The sequence below is a fragment of the Arthrobacter sp. B3I4 genome, from assembly GCF_030816855.1.
Classification (GTDB): Bacteria; Actinomycetota; Actinomycetes; order Actinomycetales; family Micrococcaceae; genus Arthrobacter.
On the sequence record NZ_JAUSYK010000001.1, the window covers coordinates 159,088 to 177,807 of the forward strand.

General features: G+C 66.3%; 20 protein-coding genes. 9 read left to right on the forward strand and 11 right to left on the reverse strand.

The window, feature by feature from the left end; all coding sequences use genetic code 11:
* Positions 1–150: 150 nt before the first annotated feature.
* The 4 genes from QFZ61_RS00740 to QFZ61_RS00755 all read right to left on the reverse strand — a co-directional run bounded on the left by QFZ61_RS00740 (position 151) and on the right by QFZ61_RS00755 (position 3,432).
* Positions 151–549, reverse strand: a complete 399-nt coding sequence (locus tag QFZ61_RS00740) for a hypothetical protein (RefSeq protein ID WP_307032417.1) — start codon at positions 547–549, stop codon at positions 151–153.
* Positions 542–1,075, reverse strand: coding sequence for a flagellar export chaperone FliS (gene fliS / locus QFZ61_RS00745; RefSeq protein ID WP_307032419.1), 534 nt, complete (start codon positions 1,073–1,075; stop codon positions 542–544). Before fliS ends, QFZ61_RS00740 begins: the two co-directional genes overlap by 8 nt.
* Positions 1,075–2,409, reverse strand: a complete 1,335-nt coding sequence (gene fliD / locus QFZ61_RS00750; RefSeq protein ID WP_307032422.1) for a flagellar filament capping protein FliD — start codon at positions 2,407–2,409, stop codon at positions 1,075–1,077. The genes fliS and fliD overlap by 1 nt, the downstream gene beginning before the upstream one ends.
* A gap of 186 nt (positions 2,410–2,595) precedes the next feature.
* Positions 2,596–3,432, reverse strand: a complete 837-nt coding sequence (locus QFZ61_RS00755; protein ID WP_307032424.1) for a flagellin — start codon at positions 3,430–3,432, stop codon at positions 2,596–2,598.
* 294 nt (positions 3,433–3,726) lie between these two features.
* Between QFZ61_RS00755 and QFZ61_RS00760 the strand changes: the two genes are divergently transcribed.
* From QFZ61_RS00760 to fliW, 4 genes are read left to right on the forward strand one after another with little or no spacing between them, the layout of a single operon-like run.
* Complete coding sequence (locus QFZ61_RS00760; protein WP_307032426.1) at positions 3,727–4,212, forward strand: flagellar protein FlgN; 486 nt, start codon at positions 3,727–3,729, stop codon at positions 4,210–4,212.
* 10 nt (positions 4,213–4,222) lie between these two features.
* On the forward strand, positions 4,223–5,632 hold the full coding sequence (gene flgK, locus QFZ61_RS00765; protein ID WP_307032428.1) for a flagellar hook-associated protein FlgK: 1,410 nt from the start codon (positions 4,223–4,225) through the stop codon (positions 5,630–5,632).
* 4 nt (positions 5,633–5,636) lie between these two features.
* Complete coding sequence (flgL, locus tag QFZ61_RS00770; RefSeq protein ID WP_307032430.1) at positions 5,637–6,560, forward strand: flagellar hook-associated protein FlgL; 924 nt, start codon at positions 5,637–5,639, stop codon at positions 6,558–6,560.
* Positions 6,557–6,955 (forward strand): flagellar assembly protein FliW, encoded by a 399-nt coding sequence (gene fliW / locus QFZ61_RS00775; RefSeq protein WP_307032432.1) that lies wholly within the window; start codon positions 6,557–6,559, stop codon positions 6,953–6,955. The genes flgL and fliW overlap by 4 nt, the downstream gene beginning before the upstream one ends.
* Positions 6,956–7,050: 95 nt before the next feature.
* On the opposite strand, the gene QFZ61_RS00780 is transcribed toward fliW, so the two are convergent.
* Together QFZ61_RS00780 and QFZ61_RS00785 are read right to left on the reverse strand one after the other, a co-directional pair.
* A complete protein-coding gene (locus QFZ61_RS00780; protein ID WP_307032433.1) occupies positions 7,051–7,572 on the reverse strand; it encodes a hypothetical protein in 522 nt (173 codons plus the stop codon).
* Between the two features lie 285 nt (positions 7,573–7,857).
* The gene (locus tag QFZ61_RS00785; RefSeq protein ID WP_307032435.1) at positions 7,858–8,160 is read right to left on the reverse strand and encodes a DUF4193 domain-containing protein; all 303 of its coding nucleotides are present in this window, start codon (positions 8,158–8,160) and stop codon (positions 7,858–7,860) included.
* Positions 8,161–8,312: 152 nt separating this feature from the next.
* Here QFZ61_RS00785 and QFZ61_RS00790 point away from each other — a divergent pair, with 152 nt between their 5' ends.
* On the forward strand, positions 8,313–8,660 hold the full coding sequence (locus tag QFZ61_RS00790) for a hypothetical protein (protein WP_307032437.1): 348 nt from the start codon (positions 8,313–8,315) through the stop codon (positions 8,658–8,660).
* Between the two features lie 9 nt (positions 8,661–8,669).
* Here QFZ61_RS00790 and QFZ61_RS00795 read toward each other — a convergent pair whose 3' ends face one another.
* On the reverse strand, positions 8,670–9,155 hold the full coding sequence (locus tag QFZ61_RS00795; RefSeq protein ID WP_307032439.1) for a GyrI-like domain-containing protein: 486 nt from the start codon (positions 9,153–9,155) through the stop codon (positions 8,670–8,672).
* Positions 9,156–9,266: 111 nt separating this feature from the next.
* Here QFZ61_RS00795 and QFZ61_RS00800 point away from each other — a divergent pair, with 111 nt between their 5' ends.
* The 3 genes from QFZ61_RS00800 to QFZ61_RS00810 all read left to right on the forward strand — a co-directional run bounded on the left by QFZ61_RS00800 (position 9,267) and on the right by QFZ61_RS00810 (position 13,271).
* Positions 9,267–10,085, forward strand: coding sequence for a pyruvate, water dikinase regulatory protein (locus QFZ61_RS00800; protein WP_307032440.1), 819 nt, complete (start codon positions 9,267–9,269; stop codon positions 10,083–10,085).
* Positions 10,086–10,232: 147 nt separating this feature from the next.
* Positions 10,233–12,638, forward strand: a complete 2,406-nt coding sequence (ppsA, locus tag QFZ61_RS00805) for a phosphoenolpyruvate synthase (protein ID WP_307032442.1) — start codon at positions 10,233–10,235, stop codon at positions 12,636–12,638.
* A 99-nt stretch (positions 12,639–12,737) separates the two neighbouring features.
* Positions 12,738–13,271: a DUF2231 domain-containing protein gene (locus tag QFZ61_RS00810; protein ID WP_307032444.1), complete on the forward strand. Its 534-nt coding sequence runs from the start codon at positions 12,738–12,740 to the stop codon at positions 13,269–13,271.
* Between the two features lie 123 nt (positions 13,272–13,394).
* On the opposite strand, the gene QFZ61_RS00815 is transcribed toward QFZ61_RS00810, so the two are convergent.
* The 4 genes from QFZ61_RS00815 to QFZ61_RS00830 form a co-directional block, all read right to left on the reverse strand.
* The gene (locus tag QFZ61_RS00815) at positions 13,395–13,601 is read right to left on the reverse strand and encodes a hypothetical protein (RefSeq protein WP_307032446.1); all 207 of its coding nucleotides are present in this window, start codon (positions 13,599–13,601) and stop codon (positions 13,395–13,397) included.
* Positions 13,602–13,772: 171 nt separating this feature from the next.
* Entirely contained in the window at positions 13,773–14,393 is a 621-nt protein-coding gene (locus QFZ61_RS00820) for an LUD domain-containing protein (RefSeq protein WP_307032448.1), read from the reverse strand.
* Positions 14,390–15,922, reverse strand: coding sequence for a LutB/LldF family L-lactate oxidation iron-sulfur protein (locus QFZ61_RS00825; RefSeq protein WP_307032450.1), 1,533 nt, complete (start codon positions 15,920–15,922; stop codon positions 14,390–14,392). Before QFZ61_RS00825 ends, QFZ61_RS00820 begins: the two co-directional genes overlap by 4 nt.
* A complete protein-coding gene (locus tag QFZ61_RS00830; RefSeq protein ID WP_307032452.1) occupies positions 15,919–16,722 on the reverse strand; it encodes a (Fe-S)-binding protein in 804 nt (267 codons plus the stop codon). Before QFZ61_RS00830 ends, QFZ61_RS00825 begins: the two co-directional genes overlap by 4 nt.
* A gap of 187 nt (positions 16,723–16,909) precedes the next feature.
* On the opposite strand from QFZ61_RS00830, the gene QFZ61_RS00835 reads away from it, so the two are divergent.
* Complete coding sequence (locus QFZ61_RS00835; RefSeq protein WP_307032454.1) at positions 16,910–18,670, forward strand: L-lactate permease; 1,761 nt, start codon at positions 16,910–16,912, stop codon at positions 18,668–18,670.
* The last annotated feature ends 50 nt before the right edge of the window (positions 18,671–18,720 follow it).

The following is an 18,720-nucleotide window of genomic DNA, read 5'->3' on the forward strand; positions in this document are numbered from 1 at the left end:
GCCTGGGAATGTGTGGGAGGTGGCCGATCCGTGGCCGAGAAATCGAGCGATCCGTGCTCTTACAGTGGTTATCGGCACTGGTCAGCGCCGCGTTAGGAGAATTGTGAAAGGTTTGTTCGGGTTTCTTCTGCTGGCCGGTCGGCGGCGATCTTAGCCGTTGACGTCCAGGTAGATCGCGCCGGAGGGATCGCCGACTCCTGGGACCGAGCTGACGGCGTGCAACTGGCGTGCCACGTCCTGCTTGGCGGCTTCAAGGCGCCGTGCGACCCGCTCCTGGGCGGCGGACAGCGCCATGGCGCGCCGCCGGGCCTCGGGCGGCAGCGGGCCCCTCAGTGTTGGCGGGGACCAGCGCTGCACCGGCAAAGCAGCCACCGGCTGCCCCGGGGCGGACAACGGACCCAGCGGGTCCTTCAGCGTTTTTTCAGCGGCCACCACCGCCATCTCCAGGACGTCCAGCACCCGCAACCAGGCCGCAACGGCCGGGTCTTCGGCGGGTTCCCCGGTGGGGTCGGAGTCGGGATAGTCCTCCCAGTAGACCTGCTCAGCCAAAGCCAAGGCTCCCGCCGGTGGAGCCTGCCGGGGAGGCCCAGGCACCGGCCGCAGCGAAGGGCCGCCCGGTGGCCGGCGCTGCCGCCGCCGGCTGGGCAGCCGGGACTGCAGCGGCGGCTTCGTGCCAGGCCTGACGCAGGGGTTCCAGCAACTCGATCGCCTCGCGCGTCAGGGCAGGGTCACGCTGGATGTTGGCGTTGACCAGGGCCGTGAAGGCGTAGTTGTACAGGCCGAGCAGTCCGTCCGCACCGTCCCATGCGTCGGTCTTGAGCGAGGAAATCAGTTCGGCGATGATGGCCTGGCCGTGCAGCAGGTTCTCCGAGGCGACCGGCCAGTTGGCACTCTGCTGCGCAGTCTCGGCGCGGCCGAGGTCCAGCAGCAGCCGGTCGTAGAGCATGGTGAGCAGGCGTGCCGGTGGCGCGGAGAGGACCGAGTCCGCGAGGTACTGGTTGCGCTGGGCGGCGCTGCCATAACCACCGCCATAGCTGTTGCCGTAGCCGCCGTGGCCGAAGGGGGTGCTGGTCATTACTTGGCGCTCCCGCCGGAGAGGCCTGCGAGCTGGGAAGTGAGCCAGGACTGTTGCGCCTTCATGTTGCTCAGGGCGGTTTCCAGACCTGAGTAGGTCCGCTGCAGGGTGGCTTTGCGGGAGGCGAGCCGGCTGTCCCAGTCGCTGATGCGGTCTGCGAGGTCACGGACTTCGGACTGCTGCCCGGTGATCTTGGTGGTCAGGGTGCCGGTGTACTTGTCCGAGGCATTGGTCGCAGCCGTGGCGATGCGTCCGGCGAGCTCCTGCACCTTGGCTGCCGTGCCGGCGGGGTCCGCCGTCAGTGCGGCACCGAACTTGGCGGCGTCAAACTCCATGGTGCCGGTTTTGGTGATGCTGATGCCGATTTCCGACGGCGAGCGCGGCGGTGTGCCCACCGGCAACGAGGCGGCGGAGAGGATGTTCTGGTTCACCGAGCGGACCGTGCTGTCCCCGGCGAAGACTCCGGCAGAGGTTTTGGTACCGCTGGTGTTTGTGGTGGTGCTGACCGCAGTTTTACTGGCAACCAGCGAGAAGATGCCGTTGACGCCGTCCACCAGGTCGGAGGCGACCTTGGTGATGCCGGCGTCATCGCGCGAGACAGTCAAGGTGACAGGGGCAGCACTGATTTCCTTGGCCGTGAGCGTCACTCCAGGCAAAACGTCCACAAACGTGTTCGTTGAGGACTTGATCGTGGCCTGTATCGCGACCGGGCTCGACGGCCAGAGCACGAGCTCAGCGTCCTGGGGAGCCTTGATATCGGTAAAAGCCGAACCTGGGTCAGTGATGGTGAAGGCACCGGCTGCGCCGGACTTTGTGGCGGTGAACTGGATCCGGAAGTCACCGCCGCCGACGTCGACCTTGGTCGCGGTGACTCCGGCACCCGCAGCATTCACGGCGCTGACGACGTCGTCAAGGTTGCTGGTGAGCGGCTCGATCGTATAGGGCGTTCCGCCGCTGTTGATCGTCATGGTCGTGTAGGGCCAGCCCGTGACTGCGTTCACCTTGGGCGTTACGGTGACCTGGGTCTGCGCCAGCTTGGTCACCTGAAAGTCGAGCGAGCCCGCTTTGGCGGCCGCGGTGGTGGTGGCGACGACCTTGTCGCTGCTGGTGGTCGCAGTGTAGAGGTCCAGCGCGCCCGGCTTGGCAGCGGCCGTTGCCTGGGTCGCCAGGGCGGCTACTTTTCCGTTGAGCCCTTGCAGGGCTGAAACCATCGACTGGATGTCATAGGACTTGTTCTTGAGCAGGGTCTGCGGGAGGGCCTCTGACTGCATGATCGAGCCGATCAGGGCGGTGGTATCCAGTCCGCTGGCCAGCCCGTCGAGTGAGATTCCCATCGCTGCCTCTCTTGTTGGTCAAGAACGCTTAGTGCTGCTGCTTTTTGCAGTGTCGGTGTTGCGCGTAAGGGCCGGACGATGGTTTTGCCATCGTCCGGCCCTTCCGCAGCTTGCTGATCGGGGGTGTCTCTTCGTCCGATCAGGGTGGCAGCCTGACTTCTAGACTGCCGGTTTGGCGGGTCCGGCCTAGCGCAGGAGCGAAAGAACGCCCTGGCTGGACTGGTTTGCCTGGGCCAGCATTGCGGTGCCGGCCTGGGACAGGATGTTGGCCTTGGTGAACTTGACCATTTCCTGCGCCATGTCGACGTCGGCGATCCGGGACTGAGCGGCCTGCAGGTTCTCACCGGCAACGTTCAGCGACTTCACTGCGTGCTCAAGGCGGTTCTGGGTGGCACCCAGGTCTGCGCGCTGCGCCGAGACGGCCGCGATGGCCGTGTCGATGGTGCCGATCGTGGTCTGGGCGTCACCGTTCGTGGAGACGTTGAAGCCGCCAGCCGTGGTGGAGCTGGACAGGGTGCCGGTTGCCGTAGCGACGTCACCGAGCGTGACCGCGATGGTGTCGTTGGCGGTGCCGCCGGCGCCGACCTGGATGTTCAGCGAACCGCCCTTGAGCAGGTCCTTGCCATTGAAGTTGGTGCCCTGGGTGAGGCGGTCCAGCTCCTTACCCAGCGAGTCACCTTCCTTCTTGATGGCGTCGCGGGCTGCCGTGTTGTTGGTGTCGTTCGCACCCTGGACAGCGAGGTCACGCATGCGCTGGAGGATGGAGTGAACTTCGGTCAGGGCGCCTTCCGTGGTCTGGATGACCGAGATGCCGTCCTGGGCGTTGCGTGCAGCCTGGGCCGAGCCGGTGACCTGCGCTTTGAGGCCCTCGGAGATGGACAGGCCTGCTGCGTCATCGCCGGCGCGGTTGATGCGCAGGCCGGTGGACAGCTTCTCCAGGGACTTGGAGAGGTCGTTCTGGGTGGAGTTGAGGTTGCGGTACGAGTTGTTAGCCGCGAGGTTGTTGTTAATGACGAAGCCCATGATGTTTCCTCCGTGAGTTGGGACTGTAAGCGAGGGCCCATCCGTGGGCCGTCAGGAGTAGTTATCGCCACTACGGCGGCGGCGGTAAGGAAAAACGAGAAATTCTTTTCGAGTTTCCTGAGCCGCAAGAATCCGCTTGTTTTCAGCCCTTCCTGCTAACGCCTGCGTAAACCCTGCCGATAGTTTGTACGAACCCTGCTGCAGGCTGCATCGTCCGCACGATCACTTCGAGGCCCGGCAGCACCGCATCACCTACTCGCATCACTGACACTCATAAGGGAGCCGTCCGGACCCATGGCAATCCACGAACTTTCAGCCCTGCTGTGGCGAGAGCGTGAACTTCTTGACGTTCTGACGTTCAAGCTGGAGGAAGAGCAGCTGCTCCTCACGTCCGGGAAATCCCGTTGGCTGCCGCACGGCACTAAGGAAGTAGAGCAGGTGCTGGGGCACCTCTCCCAGGCCAGCCTGGCCCGCACCATCGAGGCCGCCGTCGTCGCCGAGACCTGGGGCCTGCCCACCGACGCGACGCTCGGTGAACTGGCAGCAGCCGCGCCGGAAGGCGCCTGGGCTGAGGTCCTTACCGCGCATCTGACAGCCCTGACCCGCCAGACCGCCCTGATCAAGGAACTGCGCGACGCGAACGAGCAATACTTGCGCACCGCCGTCCGTTCCACCCAGGAGTCGCTCGCGGACCTGCGTCCGGCCACCGCCGGCACCTACGACGCCCACGGCAAGACCGGGGAATCGGCCGGCTCCCGCATCTTCGACCAGCAGTTCTAAGGAAGCGACCATGAGCACCTTTGGCGCCTTGAATACCGCCTACCGCGGGCTGACCGCCGCCCAGCAGGGCATGAACGTCGCCGGGCAGAACATCGCCAACGCTGCCACCGAAGGCTACACCCGGCAGCGCGTCCAGCAGTCCGCCCTCGCCGCACCGGCTCAGGGCCTGTACGGCTCCGGCCGCCCCGAGGCAGGCCAGGGCGTCTCGGTGGACGCCATCGCGCGGCTCGGCAGCAGCGTCCTGGATGCCAGCGTCCGCTCGGCAAGCGCGCAGGCGGCCTACGCGGGTGTCCGTTCCACCGCGCTGCAGGGCATCGAAGGTATCCTGCAGGAACCCGGTGACAACGGCATCTCCACCGCCCTCCAGGGGTTTTGGTCCGCATGGCAGGGGGCTGCAAACCAGCCGGATGAGGACGGCCCGAAAGGCCTGCTCTTGAACGCTGCCAATTCGCTGACGGACAAGATCTCCTCCGGCTACCAGGCGCTTCAAGGGCAGTGGAGCAGCGTCCGGGCCCAGGCCGCCGACGCCGTCGACGCGGTCAATGCCGCGGCAACCCAGGTGGCGGCCTACAACACCACCATCCGTTCCACGCTGAACGCCGGTGGCTCGGCAAACGAGCTGATTGACGCCCGCGCCAAGCTCACGGAAACCCTTTCGCGCCTTGCCGGCGCCACCGTCCGTGAACAGCCCGACGGCACCGTGGACGTCCACATTGGCGGTAACGCGCTGGTGATGGGCACCTCGGTGCGGGAGCTGGAACTCTCCGGCAGCCAGACCGGGGATGCGCTCGGATCTTCAGTGCAGCTGCTCTGGAAGAACCCGGCAGGAGTAGCCTCCGCGGACGGTGGAGAGATCGCCGGCGCGCTGTCGGTGCTGGCTCCCGCTTCCGGTGGCATTGGCGGAGCCATTGCTGAGGCGGCCGAGTCGTACAACCAGCTCGCGTCTGCCCTCGCCGGGGCAGTCAATACCGCCCATCGAGCGGGAACGACCGGGGCCGGGGCCACCGGCGTCGACTTCTTCACGGTCACCGGGTCCCCCGCTGCGCTCGGTATCGCAGGCCCATCCAGCACTGCCGACATCGCACTTAAGCTGCCTGGAAAGGGCGCGCTGGATACCAGCATCGCGGACCAGATCTCCCAGCTCGGTACCGGTGCGGCCTCACCGGACAAGGTCTGGTCAGGCATCGTCACCAACATCGGCGTGCAGTCGCGAGGCGCCCAGCAACGCGAGGCACTGACCGGCGCCGCCCAGGCGTCGGCGGTCACCGGACGGGCCTCGCAGGCGTCGGTGAGCCTGGACGAGGAAAACGTCAACCTGCTCACCAACCAGCACGCCTACCAGGCGGCGGCACGGGTGATGACGGCGGTCGACGAGGCCCTTGATGTCCTGATCAACCGCACCGGACTGGTAGGAAGGTAGAGCCATGCTGAACCGGGTAACAAACCTGACCATGAACGCGGCCGCCCAGCGGACCTTGCAGACGCAGCAGGCCAAGTTGGCCGAACTGCAGGACAAAGCCACGACGCTGAACAAGATCTCCCGCCCCTCGGACGATCCCGCCGCCACCGCGCAGGCCCTGGCTACCCGCTCTCTCCAGGCGGCCAATGCCCAGTACGGCAGGAACATCGACGACGGCAACACTTGGCTCACGGCGGCCGATGCCGCACTGGAGCATGCCACCAACGTGATGCACCGGGTCAAGGACCTTACCGTCATGGCCGGTAACGACGCCCTGCCGCAGTCCGGCAAGGACGCCATCGCCAACGAGTTGGAGTCACTGAACCAGGACCTGGTCTCGATCGCCAACAGCCAGCACCTGGGCCGCAACATCTTTGCCGGCAGTTCGGACGCACCCGGAGCCTTCACCCCCGGCACCCCGCGCGATCCGCGCATCCCCGGCGACACCGGAACCCCGCCCACATTCAACGGCACCGGCATCAGCCCGGTTGAGCGGCGGATCAGCGCCACCCAGAGCGTCCGGGTCGACGCTGACGGGGCCGCCATCTTCGGCAACGGCAGCGGTTCCGTTTTCGACATCGTGAGCAAGCTGGCCGCCGACCTGCGCACCGGCACGGACATTGCCCCGCGGGCGGCCGACGTCGACGCCGCGTTTAAGACCATCGTCAACGGCCGTGCTGAAATTGGAACACGGCAGGCACAGCTGGAACGTGCCGGCAACGTCAACACCGAATTGGAGGCCTCCTTGGACGCCCAGAGGACCGGTATAGAAAAGGCTGACCTTGGCAGCGTGATCATGGACCTGAAGCTTCAGGAAACCAACTACCAGGTGGCCCTCGCCGCTACCGCCCGGGTGCTGCAGCCCACGCTGATGGACTTCCTGCGATGAACGCCGTTCTGAGCAGCACGCCGGTAACGTTTACCGCCCCGATGCCGGGGCTGGAAACCGTCCACGACTTCGCTCTGCGGAACATCGACAGCGCCCCGGGCCTGTTCGCCCTCGAAGCAGAGCAGCCCGTTACCGTGCGGCTCTTTCTGGCGGACGCCGCTGTGTTCGTTCCGGGCTACACCCCGCCGCTACCGGCCGGCGCCAGGGAGGCCCTGGAACTCCGTGACGGTGAGGCGCCGCAGGTGCTGGTGGTGGTCAACCACTCCCCCGCTGCCACAACCGTGAACCTGATGGCGCCCATCGTGCTGAACCCTGCAACGCGGCGCTGCGCCCAGCTGGTGCTGGACGGCAAGGAGTACCCGCTCCGGGCAGACCTCGGCGCACTCCAACGCTAACCACCCGGTCACCCGCCGTAGGCCGGGCACCGGTAGAGACCGGTGCCGCGTCACGAGTAACCGACGCCTGGCCCGAGTAGTGACCCGACGCCGGCTCACCAGTAGTGCGCGACGTCCACCACGAGGCGCGAGCCCGAGCCCGGTCCGGCTAAGGCGAATACCCGGAAGGGCAGCCGGGCCCGGACGCCGAGGCCCAGGCTGGAGTACCCCTCAAAGCTGCCGGCCCAGGCCAGCTGCCGGAAGGTCTGGTAACCGCCCACTTCGCTCAGCTCGTTCTTGTTGGCAGGGTTGTACGTTGGCTGGCCGGCGTCGTCGTACGCTGGGGCGTTGACGGTCAGTTGGATAAACGCACGGCCCCGCAGCGGGACCGGCGAACCGGAGCCGTCCTGGCTGACCTGGGGAACATACCGCACCGTGTAGCCCGCTACCGGCCCGTTGAGGTCGATGACCAGGCGGTCGAAGCAGTAGTGCCGGCCCGTCCGGACGTTGACCACCTTCGACTGGCTCATCGCAGGGTCGGACTTGGCCAGGGACCCCCACACCAGCCCGCAGTACGGCTCAGCAACCGCCGGACCAGGCGCCAGCAGTCCCAGCCCTACCGCCATCAGCACAGCCATGAGCCAAACGGACAATCTCTTGCCAAAAGATCCAGCCACGCGGACCGCCCCCTCAAGTCACCCGGAAATCCCACTCAGCCGGATACCTCAAGGGTAGATCTGCCAGCCCGCGGTGACGAGGGTCCGTTGACCCACGCGAGCTGGTCGGGCGGCACCGCCCGGGTGCGGGCTGGCCGGGCCTCACCCCGGGTATGGCAAAGCGCCGGGCCCCTGCGGGGTCCGACGCTTTGCGTTGGATTCAAATTTGGTACGGGCCTGCAATCCGGGCCCGCGGTGAAGGGCTGTCTAGCCTTCGCAGTCGATGCAGTACTTCATGCCGTTCTTTTCCTTGGCAACCTGGGACCGGTGGCGGACCAGGAAGCAGGAGGAGCAGGTGAATTCATCGGACTGCTCCGGAACAACAATCACCGTCAGCTCTTCGCCGGAGAGATCGGCGCCGGGAAGGTCGATTCCTTCAGCCGTGTCGTTCTCGTCGACGTCGATAACAGCAGTCTGGGCGCCGCCGCCGCGGGACGCCTGAAGGGCCTCCAGCGATTCAGCGGGAGACTCTTCTTCTGTCTTGCGTGGGGCGTCGTAATCGGTAGCCATAGCGGGATTCACTTTCGTTGCTGCGCAGCGCCATTTCAGGCACCTAAGTGAAGCAGTTTAGGGCATCAGGACCACAGTTGGAGAATAGTGTGTTTAAAGCGACATTCGCGTCGCGGGACCACCCAAGTGTTCGAGCGAACCTGGAGGCAAAGATGGCAACCAAACTCAACAAGAAGGCACTGGCACACGCGCGCAAGCTCGTCAAGGAAGGGAAGGTCGAGCACGACTCCCGGGACGACTGGAGCGAGCACGCGCCGTCGACGGAACAGGAAAACACATTCATCGATAAGAACGGGTTCGCGGACTTCGCCGCCTGGCACCTGGGGCTGGATCCGGACGCTTCGGAGGGGACCAAGGGCAGCGTGAGCTTCCCCTTCGGCGACTTCAAGAAGGTGCACCGCTGCGCCGTCGTTTCATTGGAGAGCCGGGCGGCGCAACATGATCACGATGACATCGCGGCCGCGGCCAAGAAGCTTCTCGAAGAGATCGACGCAGACTAGCGGCCGGACTCAGGCGACCGGCCAGACGATCAGCGTCTTCCAGGTGGCTGGGTCCGGCTCCGCGGAAGGATCGCTGAGGTAGTACTCCCACATGGCATTGCCGGGCGTCAGGCCCTGCTCCTGCATCCGGGCCATCACGGCGTTGTAGGTTTCCGGCAGGCTCTCATACGGACCCACATGCAGCGCTTCGAGGGCACGGCCGGCCGGCAGCGTTCCGGCGGTCACGCCGCCATCGCTGCCACCCGGGTAGGGTGCCGCGAGCGGGAAACCCGCTTCGACATCGACGACGTCGGTGGGCATGCCGCGGTACAGCGCAAACGGCGGCCCGGCGAGCTGGACATGCTGCTGCTGAAGCGCCGACATCACGGACGAGTAGGCGCGGTCGAAGAATTCGCGCAGCGCGTTCATCGGCACGGTTTCGCGGATCACGGCCGTTGGCTTCTCTTCAAGGTCGGAGGACTTGATTTCAGGCGTTCCCGGATTCGTTTCGCTCATAGGTTTTACCCTCTGCCAGGCTCCTCAGGGCGGTCAAGGGCCTAACGTCCCCCGCGGCGCGGTGGACCGCTTTGCCGCCCTCTTCGGCCGGCTTTGGTGGACAATGCCTTCATGACCAACGAGGATCTTCGGCCTGTCTACTTCCTTTCGGACAGCACCGGCATCACAGCGGAAACGCTCGGCAACACCCTGCTGACCCAGTTCCCGGCCAACAATTTTGACCGCATCACAGTCCCCTTCATTACGACGGCCGGGCAGGCCAGATCCGTTGTTGAGATCATCGACCGGCTCGCCGCCAAAGGACCGCGGCCGGTCGTGTTTTCCACCGCGGTGAGCAAAGATGTCCGCGACGTCCTGGCGACCTGCCAGGGAATCGTGGTCGATCTCATTGGCCCGCACGTGGGGCAGCTGGAGCAGGCGCTGGGCAGCGCAGCCAGCGGCGAGCCGGGGCGCGCGCACGGCCTCGGCAATGCTGCGCGCTACCAGTCGCGGATGGCCGCGGTGGAGTACGCCATGGAACACGACGACGGGCAGAGCCTGCGCGCGCTTGAAAAGGCGCAGGTAATTCTCGTGGCACCTTCCCGTTGTGGCAAGACACCAACAACCATGTACCTTGCCCTGCAGCACGGGATCTTCGCCGCCAACTTTCCCCTGGTGGACGAGGACTTCGAAAAGGAGGGTCTCCCCAGGCCGTTGCGCCCGTTTGTTTCAAAGTGTTTCGGCCTCTCTTCGAACCCTCTGCGCCTGAGCCAGATCCGCACTGAGCGGCGGCGGGGCTCACCCTATGCGTCGCTGCGGCAGTGTGGCTTTGAGCTGCGCAGTGCCGAGCGCCTCTATGTGGAGCACGGAATTCCGTACCTCAACTCTGCAACAGTGTCCGTGGAGGAAATGGCGGCGACGATTCTGCAGCGGATGAACCTCAAGCATTAGCGAAAATTTTCACAAGCGCGGTGTGGCGCACGTCATATGGCACGGACGTGGGAGACCTGTCACTGTGGACAGGAATTGTGCCCGGCAACCGGCCATCGCCGCATGCGGGCGTTCGCGCACCTCATTCTCTGCGAAGGAGCAGTAAAAATGACGACAGATATCCTGTGGTTTTCCGAACTTGGACTCAAGGACCTGGACCGGGTTGGCGGCAAGAACGCCTCCCTGGGCGAGATGGTGCAGAACCTCACGTCAGCCGGTGTGCAGGTACCGGACGGTTTCGCCACGACGGCGGACGCGTACCGCCGCTTCCTGGCGGATTCGGGCCTGGACCAGCAGATCGCCGACAGGCTGGTGGGCCTGGACACCGACGACGTCACGGCACTGGCCGCCGCAGGCCAGGAGATCCGGTCGCTGATCCGTGAAACATCGTTCCTGCCCGACTTCGAAGCGCAGATCCGCAGCTCCTACGATCAGCTCGTCGAAAAGCACGGCGGCTCCGAAGACCTGTCCTGGGCGGTGCGCTCCAGCGCCACCGCGGAAGACCTCCCCGACGCCTCCTTCGCCGGCCAGCAGGAAACCTTCCTCAACGTCCGCGGCATCGAGAACATCCTGCAGGCCATCAAGGACGTCTTCGCCTCGCTCTACAACGACCGGGCCATCGCCTACCGGGTGCATCACAAATTCGAGCACGCCGAAGTCGCCCTTTCAGCGGGCGTCCAGCGGATGGTGCGTTCCGACGTCGGCGCTTCCGGTGTCATGTTCACCATGGACACCGAGTCCGGCTTCCAAGATGCCGTGTTCGTCACCTCGTCCTACGGCCTGGGCGAGGCGGTGGTTCAGGGTGCCGTGAACCCTGATGAGTTTTACGTCTACAAGCCTGCCCTGCAGGCGGGCCGCCCCGCCGTGCTGAAGCGCGGACTGGGTGAGAAGGCACTGCAGATGACGTACACCGCCAACAGTGAAATCGGCCGCACCATCGACTTCGTCCCGGTTGAGGCGTCGCTGCGGAACCGTTTCAGCCTCAGCGACGCGGACGTCGAGCAGCTCGCCCGCCACGCCATAGCGATTGAGAACCACTACGGCCGGCCGATGGACATCGAATGGGGCAAGGACGGTATCGACGGCGGCCTCTACATCCTGCAGGCGCGCCCGGAGACGGTGCAGTCCCGCCGGGCTCCGGGCACCACCAGCCGCTACCGTCTCAACGCGACCGGCCCAGTGCTGGCCGAAGGCCGCGCCATCGGCCAGCGCATCGGCGCCGGCAGCGTCCGCGTCCTCACCTCGATCGACCAGATGGCCGCCTTCCAGACCGGTGACGTCCTTGTCGCCGACATGACCGACCCGGACTGGGAACCGATCATGAAGCGTGCCTCCGCAATCGTGACCAACCGCGGCGGGCGCACCTGCCACGCCGCCATCATCGCCCGGGAACTAGGGATTCCCGCCGTCGTCGGAACCGGGGAGGCCACCGACGTTCTCGCCAATGACCGCAAGGTCACGGTCTCCTGCGCCGACGGTGAGACGGGCATCATCTACGACGGCATTCTCGACTTCACCGTGGAGGAAACCGGGATCACCACAATGCCGCAGGCCCCCGTCAAGGTCATGATGAACGTCGGAACCCCGGAACAGGCGTTCACCTTCGCTCAGCTGCCGAACCACGGTGTGGGGCTGGCGCGGCTGGAGTTCATCATCAACCGCCAGATCGGCATCCACCCCAAAGCGCTGCTGAACATGGACGACCAGCCAGCCGAGGTGCTGGCAGAAATCCGGGAGCGGACCGCGGCGTACGACAGCCCGCGCGACTACTACATCAAGCGCCTGGCCGAAGGGGTGGCCACCATCGCCGCGGCGTTCGCGCCGGAGCCGGTGATTGTCCGGATGTCCGACTTCAAGTCCAATGAATACGCCAACCTCCTCGGCGGCCCCGCCTACGAGCCGCACGAAGAGAACCCGATGATCGGCTTCCGGGGCGCCTCACGCTACCTGGAACCGAGCTTCCGGGACTGCTTCGACCTCGAATGCGAGGCCCTCTCGTTCGTCCGCAACGAAATGGGCCTGACCAACGTCAAACTGATGATCCCCTTCGTGCGCACCCTGGACGAGGCCCGGGGCGTGATCGACCTGCTGGGCGAGAACGGCCTGCGCCGCGGCGAAAACGGACTGGAGGTCATCATGATGTGCGAACTCCCGTCCAACGCCCTGCTCGCCGACGAGTTCCTTGACCACTTCGACGGTTTCTCCATCGGCTCCAACGACATGACCCAGCTAACCCTCGGTCTCGACCGGGACTCCGCCATCGTCGCCGGCAGCTTCGACGAACGCGATCCGGCCGTCAAGAAGCTTCTGAGCATGGCGATCAAGGCCTGCAAAGCGCGCGGCAAGTACGTGGGCATCTGCGGGCAGGGCCCCAGCGACCACCCGGATCTCGCCGAATGGCTGGTGGCCGAAGGCATCGATTCCGTCTCCCTGAACCCGGACACCGTCGTGGAAACCTGGATCCGGCTCGCCAACACGGCGGACGGGATCGACGCCGGCGCGGCGGCGAACTGACTCAACCCGCGGAGTGGCTGCCGAGGCAGCAGCGCGGCCGGTGCTCGACACCTGCCGCGCTGTTGCCCGCCGGCCGCCGGCAGGCGTACCTTAATGGGCGTGAGCGACCTGTCAGTTCCGCTGCGCGTGGCCCGTGCCATCGGGGAGAGCCCGCTTTCCGAGCGTGTGGCCGCGGCGCAGGACCTCGTTTACGGGCCGGTGCTCAGATGGGCGCAGCGCAGCGCCTTTCATACGGACGTCCTCGGCCATTCGATCCATCCGCCACTCACCGACCTGACACTCGGGTGCTGGATCAGCGCAGCCATCCTCGACGTGGCCGGGAAGCCCCAGGACCGCCACGGCGCCACCCTCCTGGTGGCCGCCGGCTTGGCCGCAGCCGTGCCAACTGCCTTCGCCGGAGCGAGCGACTGGGCGGGAATGACAGGCACCGATCGACGCATCGGGGCCGTGCACGGACTTGGCACCGACGCCGCCGTCTTCCTTCTCCTCGGCTCCCTGATCGCCCGCACGCGCGGACGCCATTCCCTGGGCGTGCAGCTGGGCTTGGCCGGCAACGCCGTTATGGCAGGCACCGGATTCCTGGGCGGACACCTGGCGCTCAACCGCGGAACCGCCCGCCGGACCCCCGCTTAGCGCGCCAGCCGGGCAAGGTCCCGCCGGACCCTTGTTTAAGCGTTCGGTTAGGGCGCCCGCCAGCCAAGGTGGGACAAGCAGCAGTCGCCGGCGCTCCCCGCCGGCCGCGCTGCTGCCTTCACGTCACCGTTTGTCTCTGCTCTCGAATTCCTCGTCGAGCTCATAGCGGCGGAATTCTGTTTCCGGGTTCGGCTCGCCGTCGGCCACAATCTCGTGGTCAAACTGGCGCTGGACCTGGCTGTCCAGCACCTGCAATTCCCGGTCCGAAACCTCCCCCAAACGCTCGGGGAAGGGCTCGTCAGGGGTCAGATGGAGATTCTCCGCCGTCATGTAATCGCCATCCTTCGCTTTCGTATCCGGCACCCCAGCGGGGCCGATACGGACAGTATAAGCAGGATGCGGCCGCGAGAATTGGGTACTTTCGGCGCTTGACCCGGGCCGCTTATTTCAGCAAGCCGGAGCGCGCCCCTGCCTGCCTGAGGGGATCACCGAAGGGTGCACTTAGCGGCCGATGATGACGTCCAGGATGCGAGGTCCGTGAACACCTTCGACGCGTTCCAACTCGATGTCGCTGGTGGCGCTCGGTCCGCTGATCAGCGTGAGCGGCCGGGTACCGTCAATGCGGCGCAGCGACTCGGGCAGGATCCCGGCGATGTCCGCGGCGTTCACGACGCAGATGTGATGGTCCGGGACGAGGCTGATCGCCCGGCGGCCCTGGTTGGGGCTGCCGTCCAGGATGATGGTTCCCGTTTCGGCGACAGCGGCAGCACTGCCGGTGACGACGGCGCCGATGCCGTCCAGCTCGGCCACGCTCAGCGGCGCGGCGGCCGAGTCCACCCGCCGACGGGCATCGGATTCGGTGACCCAGGCGGCGTCGAGCCCTTCCGGCGCGACGTAGCTGCCGACGTCGGCGAGGAGCTCGGCAATCCGCGCCGGCACGTCTGCTGCCGCCACGACGGAGACCCTGGCCTTGTAGTCGACTAGCCGGTCGGAGAGCAGGTGCACCAGTGCGTCTTGGTCCAGCTCGGACGTTGCCCGGTACTCCCGGGGGATCTCCGGGGCCACGGGCGCGTCCCGCAGCGCAGAACGGATACGGCCCAGGATGTCTTCGCGTGCGCTCATGCTCCGGTTTCCTCGTTTTGAGTCGTGTCTTGGGTCTTGCCACCGTGTTGTTCCGCACCCTGGCGCTCTTTGGCCCACCAGTTCCGGAAGGACTGCGCGGGAGGCGCGGGGATGTCGCGGCTCTGCGTCCAGCCGGCGGCGATGCCGGGCAGCTTCTTGATCTTCTTGTCGCGCCCGGCAGCCAGCCGGCCGAGCGGCAGGCCTCTTTCGAGCAGTCCGAGCCGCTTGCCGGAGGACAGTGCCCAGGACGCGGCCGACATGCCGACGTCCATCTGGCTGGGCAGCTTCTTCTTCCCGCGCTGGCTGTCGACGTCGACGCTGCGCAGGTGCACGAGGATGTCCGGGATGTTGATCTTCACCGGGCAGGCGTCGTAGCAGGCTCCGCACAGCGAGGAGGCGTACGGCAGCGAGCTGTTTTCCTCGGACTCGATGCCGGTCAGCAGCGGGGACAGGATCGCGCCGATCGGGCCCGGGTAGGTGGAGCCGTAGGCGTGGCCGCCGGTCCGTTCGTACACCGGGCAGACGTTCATGCAGGCGCTGCAACGGATGCAGTGCAGCGCGGACCGGCCCATCTCATCGGCCAGGGCGGCACTGCGCCCGTTGTCCAGCAGCACGAGGTGCACGTTCTGCGGCCCGTCGCCCTCGGTCACGCCGGTCCACAGCGAGGTGTACGGGTTCATCCGTTCCCCGGTGGACGAGCGCGGGAGCAGCTGCATGAACACTTCAAGGTCCTGCCAGCTGGGCAGCAGCTTTTCGACGCCCATCACGGTGATCAGGGTTTCCGGCAGGGTCAGGCACATCCGGCCGTTGCCTTCGGATTCGACGACGGCGAGGGTTCCGGAATCGGCCAGCGCGAAGTTGGCTCCGGAGACGGCCACCTTGGCCGTGAGGAACTTGCGGCGCAGGTGCGCGCGGGCGGCCATGGCGAGCACCGCCGGGTTGTCAGTGAGCTCAGGGTCGGCGCCGGGCATCTCGCGCAGGAAGATGTCCCGGATCTCGGTGCGGTTCTTGTGGATGGCCGGCACCAGGATATGGCTGGGCTTGTCGTGGTCCAGCTGGACGATCAACTCGGCCAGGTCCGTTTCGAAGGCCGCGATTCCCTGCTCTTCGAGGTACTCGTTGAGCCCGATCTCCTGGGTGGCCATGGATTTGACCTTGACCACCTCGGTTTCGCCAGTGTCCCTGATCAGACCCGCGACGATTTCGTTGGCCTCGCTGGCGTCGCGCGCCCAGTGGATCACTCCGCCGCGCGCGGTGAAGTTCTGCTCGAACTGTTCCAGGAGTTCGGGCAGCCGGGCCATCACGGATTCCTTGATGGCGGAGCCGGCGTCGCGCAGCTGCTCCCAGTCCGGCAGTTCGGACACCACTTGGAGCCGCTTGTCGCGGATGGTGTGGGTGGCGTGGCCGAGATTGGCGCGCAGCTGCGCGTTGCCCAGCTCGCGGTGCGCGGCCTTGGGGAAGGATTCGGCGGCGTGCAGGTTGCCGGAGCCGAAGACCGGCAGGGAGGGCATGCCCAGGAAGGTGCTCATCGGGTGGCCTTTCCGGTGCTGACGTGGACGTCGCCGGTGACGGAAGCGGGCGCCCCCATGGTGCTGGCGAGGATTTCAGCGAGGTGCAGAGTAGTAACGTTGCTGCCCTGACGGGACAGGCCACCCCCAATGTGCATCAGGCAGGACGCGTCGCCACCGGTGCACAGTTCGGCGCCGGTGGTGCGGATGTTGGCCGCCTTGTCTTCGAGCATGGCCGAGGACACGTCCGCGTTCTTAATTGAGAAGGTGCCGCCGAAGCCGCAACACTGGTCCGCCTCCGGGAGGTCGACCAAGTCGATCCCGGCCACGGTGCGTAACAGCCGGGACTGGCGGTCGCCGAGGCGGAGCAGACGCATGCCGTGGCAGCTGGGGTGGTAGGTGACGCGGTGCGGGAAGTAGGAGCCGAGCTGGGCGCCGGCGTCGGTCACGCCGAGGACGTCCACGAGCAGTTCGGAGAGCTCGTAGGTCCGGGCGCCGACGGCGGCGGCGCGGGTTTCCAGGGCGGTGTCGCCGCAGGAGCGGGCGACCATCGGGTGCTGGTGCTTCACCGACGCGACGCAGGACCCGGAAGGTGCGACGGCGACGTCGTACTCCTCCGTGTCGAACGCGTCCACATGGTTGGCGACCACCGGAACCGCTTCCTTCAGGTAGCCGCTGTTGACGTGCATCTGGCCGCAGCAGGCCTGGCCCGCTGGAAACACGACCTCGTGTCCCAGCCGTTCCAGGATGCTGACCGTGGCCTGCGCCGTGCGCGGATACATCGCATCCACGATGCAGGTGGCAAACAAAGCGATTCTCATGACAGCCTTTCGAGCAGCGTCAGGACATGTGGTCTGACCATAGTAAAGCACGTGACGACGGCCACTCACCAGAAGCGCTTGGTAGTGCCGGGGCTCACATTCGTGGTGAGAGGTACGCTACACTCTCATGGTCCGACCACAGTGGTCTGACCAAAGACTCGTCGTCTCTCAACGTAGAGGAACCTTCGTGGACCACTTCACCCCCAGCACAGATCCGGTGCTCAACAGCGTGGCCTGGTCGGCCATCGTCGGCCTGCTCCCGCTGCTCACCTTCTTCCTCCTGCTCGCCGTGGTGAAGACCAAGGCCCATGTGGCCGGCGGCTTCGCCCTGCTGGTCGCCCTCGTGGTTGGCGTCGTGGCCTTCCAGATGCCGGCCGGCCTGGCGATCCTCTCGGCCACCCAGGGCGGCGTCTTCGGCGCGTTCCCGGTGCTGTGGATTGTCATCATGGCCGTGTGGCTCTACCAGGTCACCGTGCTCAGCGGCCGGTTCGAGGACCTGCGCCGCGTCTTCGACGTCATCGGCGGAGGCGATGTGCGGCTGCAAGCCGTGTTGGTGGCCTTCTGCTTCGGCGGTCTGCTCGAGGCCCTCGCCGGCTTTGGCGCCCCGGTCGCGATCACCGCCACGATGCTGCTCGCCCTCGGGCTGCCGCCGCTGCGCGCCGCCGCAGCCGTGCTGGTCGCCAACACCGCGCCCGTCGCGTTCGGTGCGATGGCCATTCCGATCACCACCGCCGCCGGCCTCACCGGCCTGCACGCCACGGATATCGGTTCCATCGTCGGCCGCCAGGCCCCGCTGCTGGCCACCTTCGTACCGCTGATCCTGCTCTTCATCCTGGACGGCCGGCGCGGCATCAAGGACTGCTGGCCGGCCGCCCTCGTGGTCGGCGGCTCCTTCGCCACCGCCCAGTTCCTCTGCTCCAACTACTTCTCCTACGAACTCACCGACATCGTCGCCTCGCTCACCGGCCTCGGTGCGGCCGTAATCTTCTTCCGCCTCTGGAAGCCCCGCGGAGGCAGCGAGGCGCGGGAACGCCTTCGGGTTGCCTCCGGCGCCGCCACGACAGCCGGTTCCAGCGCCGCCGGCAACGGAGCGAACACCGGATCCCACAGCGGCTCGCACGGCGGTGCGGTGTCCACCGCCGAGAAGGCCTCGGACGGTCTCACGCCCTCGCGCACCTGGCTCGCCCTGTTCCCGTACTTCCTCGTGATCGTGGTCTTCGCCATCGGCAAGCTGTGGAAGCTCGGCGTCGACGTGCCGGCCTTCCTCGCCTCCACGGACGTCAAGATCCCGTGGCCCATCCTGCACGACGCCCTGGTCAGCGCCGACGGCAAGCCCGTTTCCTCCACCGTGTACGTCTTCCAGTGGCTCTCCAGCCCAGGCACCATGCTGCTGATCACCGGGCTGATCGTGGCGTTCGTCTACTCCAAGTACGACGACGGCGGCCGCTACCGTCTCACGGTCGGCGATGCGGTCCTCGACATCTGGCGCACCATCGTCAAGATGCGTTGGGCCGGCCTGACGATCATCACCGTGCTCGCGCTGGCCTACGTCATGAACAACTCCGGCCAGACGGTCTCGATCGGCACCTGGCTCGCGGGCACCGGTTCTTTCTTCGCTTTCCTCTCCCCCGTGCTCGGCTGGCTGGGCACGGCAGTGACCGGCTCCGACACCTCCGCCAACGCCCTGTTCGCCAAGCTGCAGCAGACCGCGGGCCTGAAGGCCGGCATCGATCCGAACCTGCTGGTGGCAGCCAACACCTCCGGCGGCGTCGTCGGCAAGCTGATCAGCCCGCAGAACCTCGCCATCGCGGCCACAGCGGTCAACCTGGACGGCCAGGAATCGGTGATCCTGCGTAAAGTGGTCGGGTGGAGCGTGGCTCTGCTGCTGGTGCTGTGCACGCTTGTCTTCCTGCAGTCGACGCCTGTTCTGGGCTGGATGCTGCCGTAGCGTCCGGCCCCGCAAACCAGAAAGGGTGCGGGCCGCCACCGCGGCTCGCA

Coding starts and splice junctions, on each gene's coding strand:
- fliS (WP_307032419.1), bottom strand. CDS start 1,075: ATGACCAGCACCCCCTTCGGCCACGGCGGCTACGGCAACAGCTATGGC.
- fliD (WP_307032422.1), bottom strand. CDS start 2,409: ATGGGAATCTCACTCGACGGGCTGGCCAGCGGACTGGATACCACCGCC.
- QFZ61_RS00755 (WP_307032424.1), bottom strand. CDS start 3,432: ATGGGCTTCGTCATTAACAACAACCTCGCGGCTAACAACTCGTACCGC.
- QFZ61_RS00760 (WP_307032426.1), top strand. CDS start 3,727: ATGGCAATCCACGAACTTTCAGCCCTGCTGTGGCGAGAGCGTGAACTT.
- flgK (WP_307032428.1), top strand. CDS start 4,223: ATGAGCACCTTTGGCGCCTTGAATACCGCCTACCGCGGGCTGACCGCC.
- flgL (WP_307032430.1), top strand. CDS start 5,637: ATGCTGAACCGGGTAACAAACCTGACCATGAACGCGGCCGCCCAGCGG.
- fliW (WP_307032432.1), top strand. CDS start 6,557: ATGAACGCCGTTCTGAGCAGCACGCCGGTAACGTTTACCGCCCCGATG.
- QFZ61_RS00780 (WP_307032433.1), bottom strand. CDS start 7,572: ATGGCTGTGCTGATGGCGGTAGGGCTGGGACTGCTGGCGCCTGGTCCG.
- QFZ61_RS00785 (WP_307032435.1), bottom strand. CDS start 8,160: ATGGCTACCGATTACGACGCCCCACGCAAGACAGAAGAAGAGTCTCCC.
- QFZ61_RS00790 (WP_307032437.1), top strand. CDS start 8,313: ATGGCAACCAAACTCAACAAGAAGGCACTGGCACACGCGCGCAAGCTC.
- QFZ61_RS00795 (WP_307032439.1), bottom strand. CDS start 9,155: ATGAGCGAAACGAATCCGGGAACGCCTGAAATCAAGTCCTCCGACCTT.
- QFZ61_RS00800 (WP_307032440.1), top strand. CDS start 9,267: ATGACCAACGAGGATCTTCGGCCTGTCTACTTCCTTTCGGACAGCACC.
- ppsA (WP_307032442.1), top strand. CDS start 10,233: ATGACGACAGATATCCTGTGGTTTTCCGAACTTGGACTCAAGGACCTG.
- QFZ61_RS00815 (WP_307032446.1), bottom strand. CDS start 13,601: ATGACGGCGGAGAATCTCCATCTGACCCCTGACGAGCCCTTCCCCGAG.
- QFZ61_RS00820 (WP_307032448.1), bottom strand. CDS start 14,393: ATGAGCGCACGCGAAGACATCCTGGGCCGTATCCGTTCTGCGCTGCGG.
- QFZ61_RS00825 (WP_307032450.1), bottom strand. CDS start 15,922: ATGAGCACCTTCCTGGGCATGCCCTCCCTGCCGGTCTTCGGCTCCGGC.
- QFZ61_RS00830 (WP_307032452.1), bottom strand. CDS start 16,722: ATGAGAATCGCTTTGTTTGCCACCTGCATCGTGGATGCGATGTATCCG.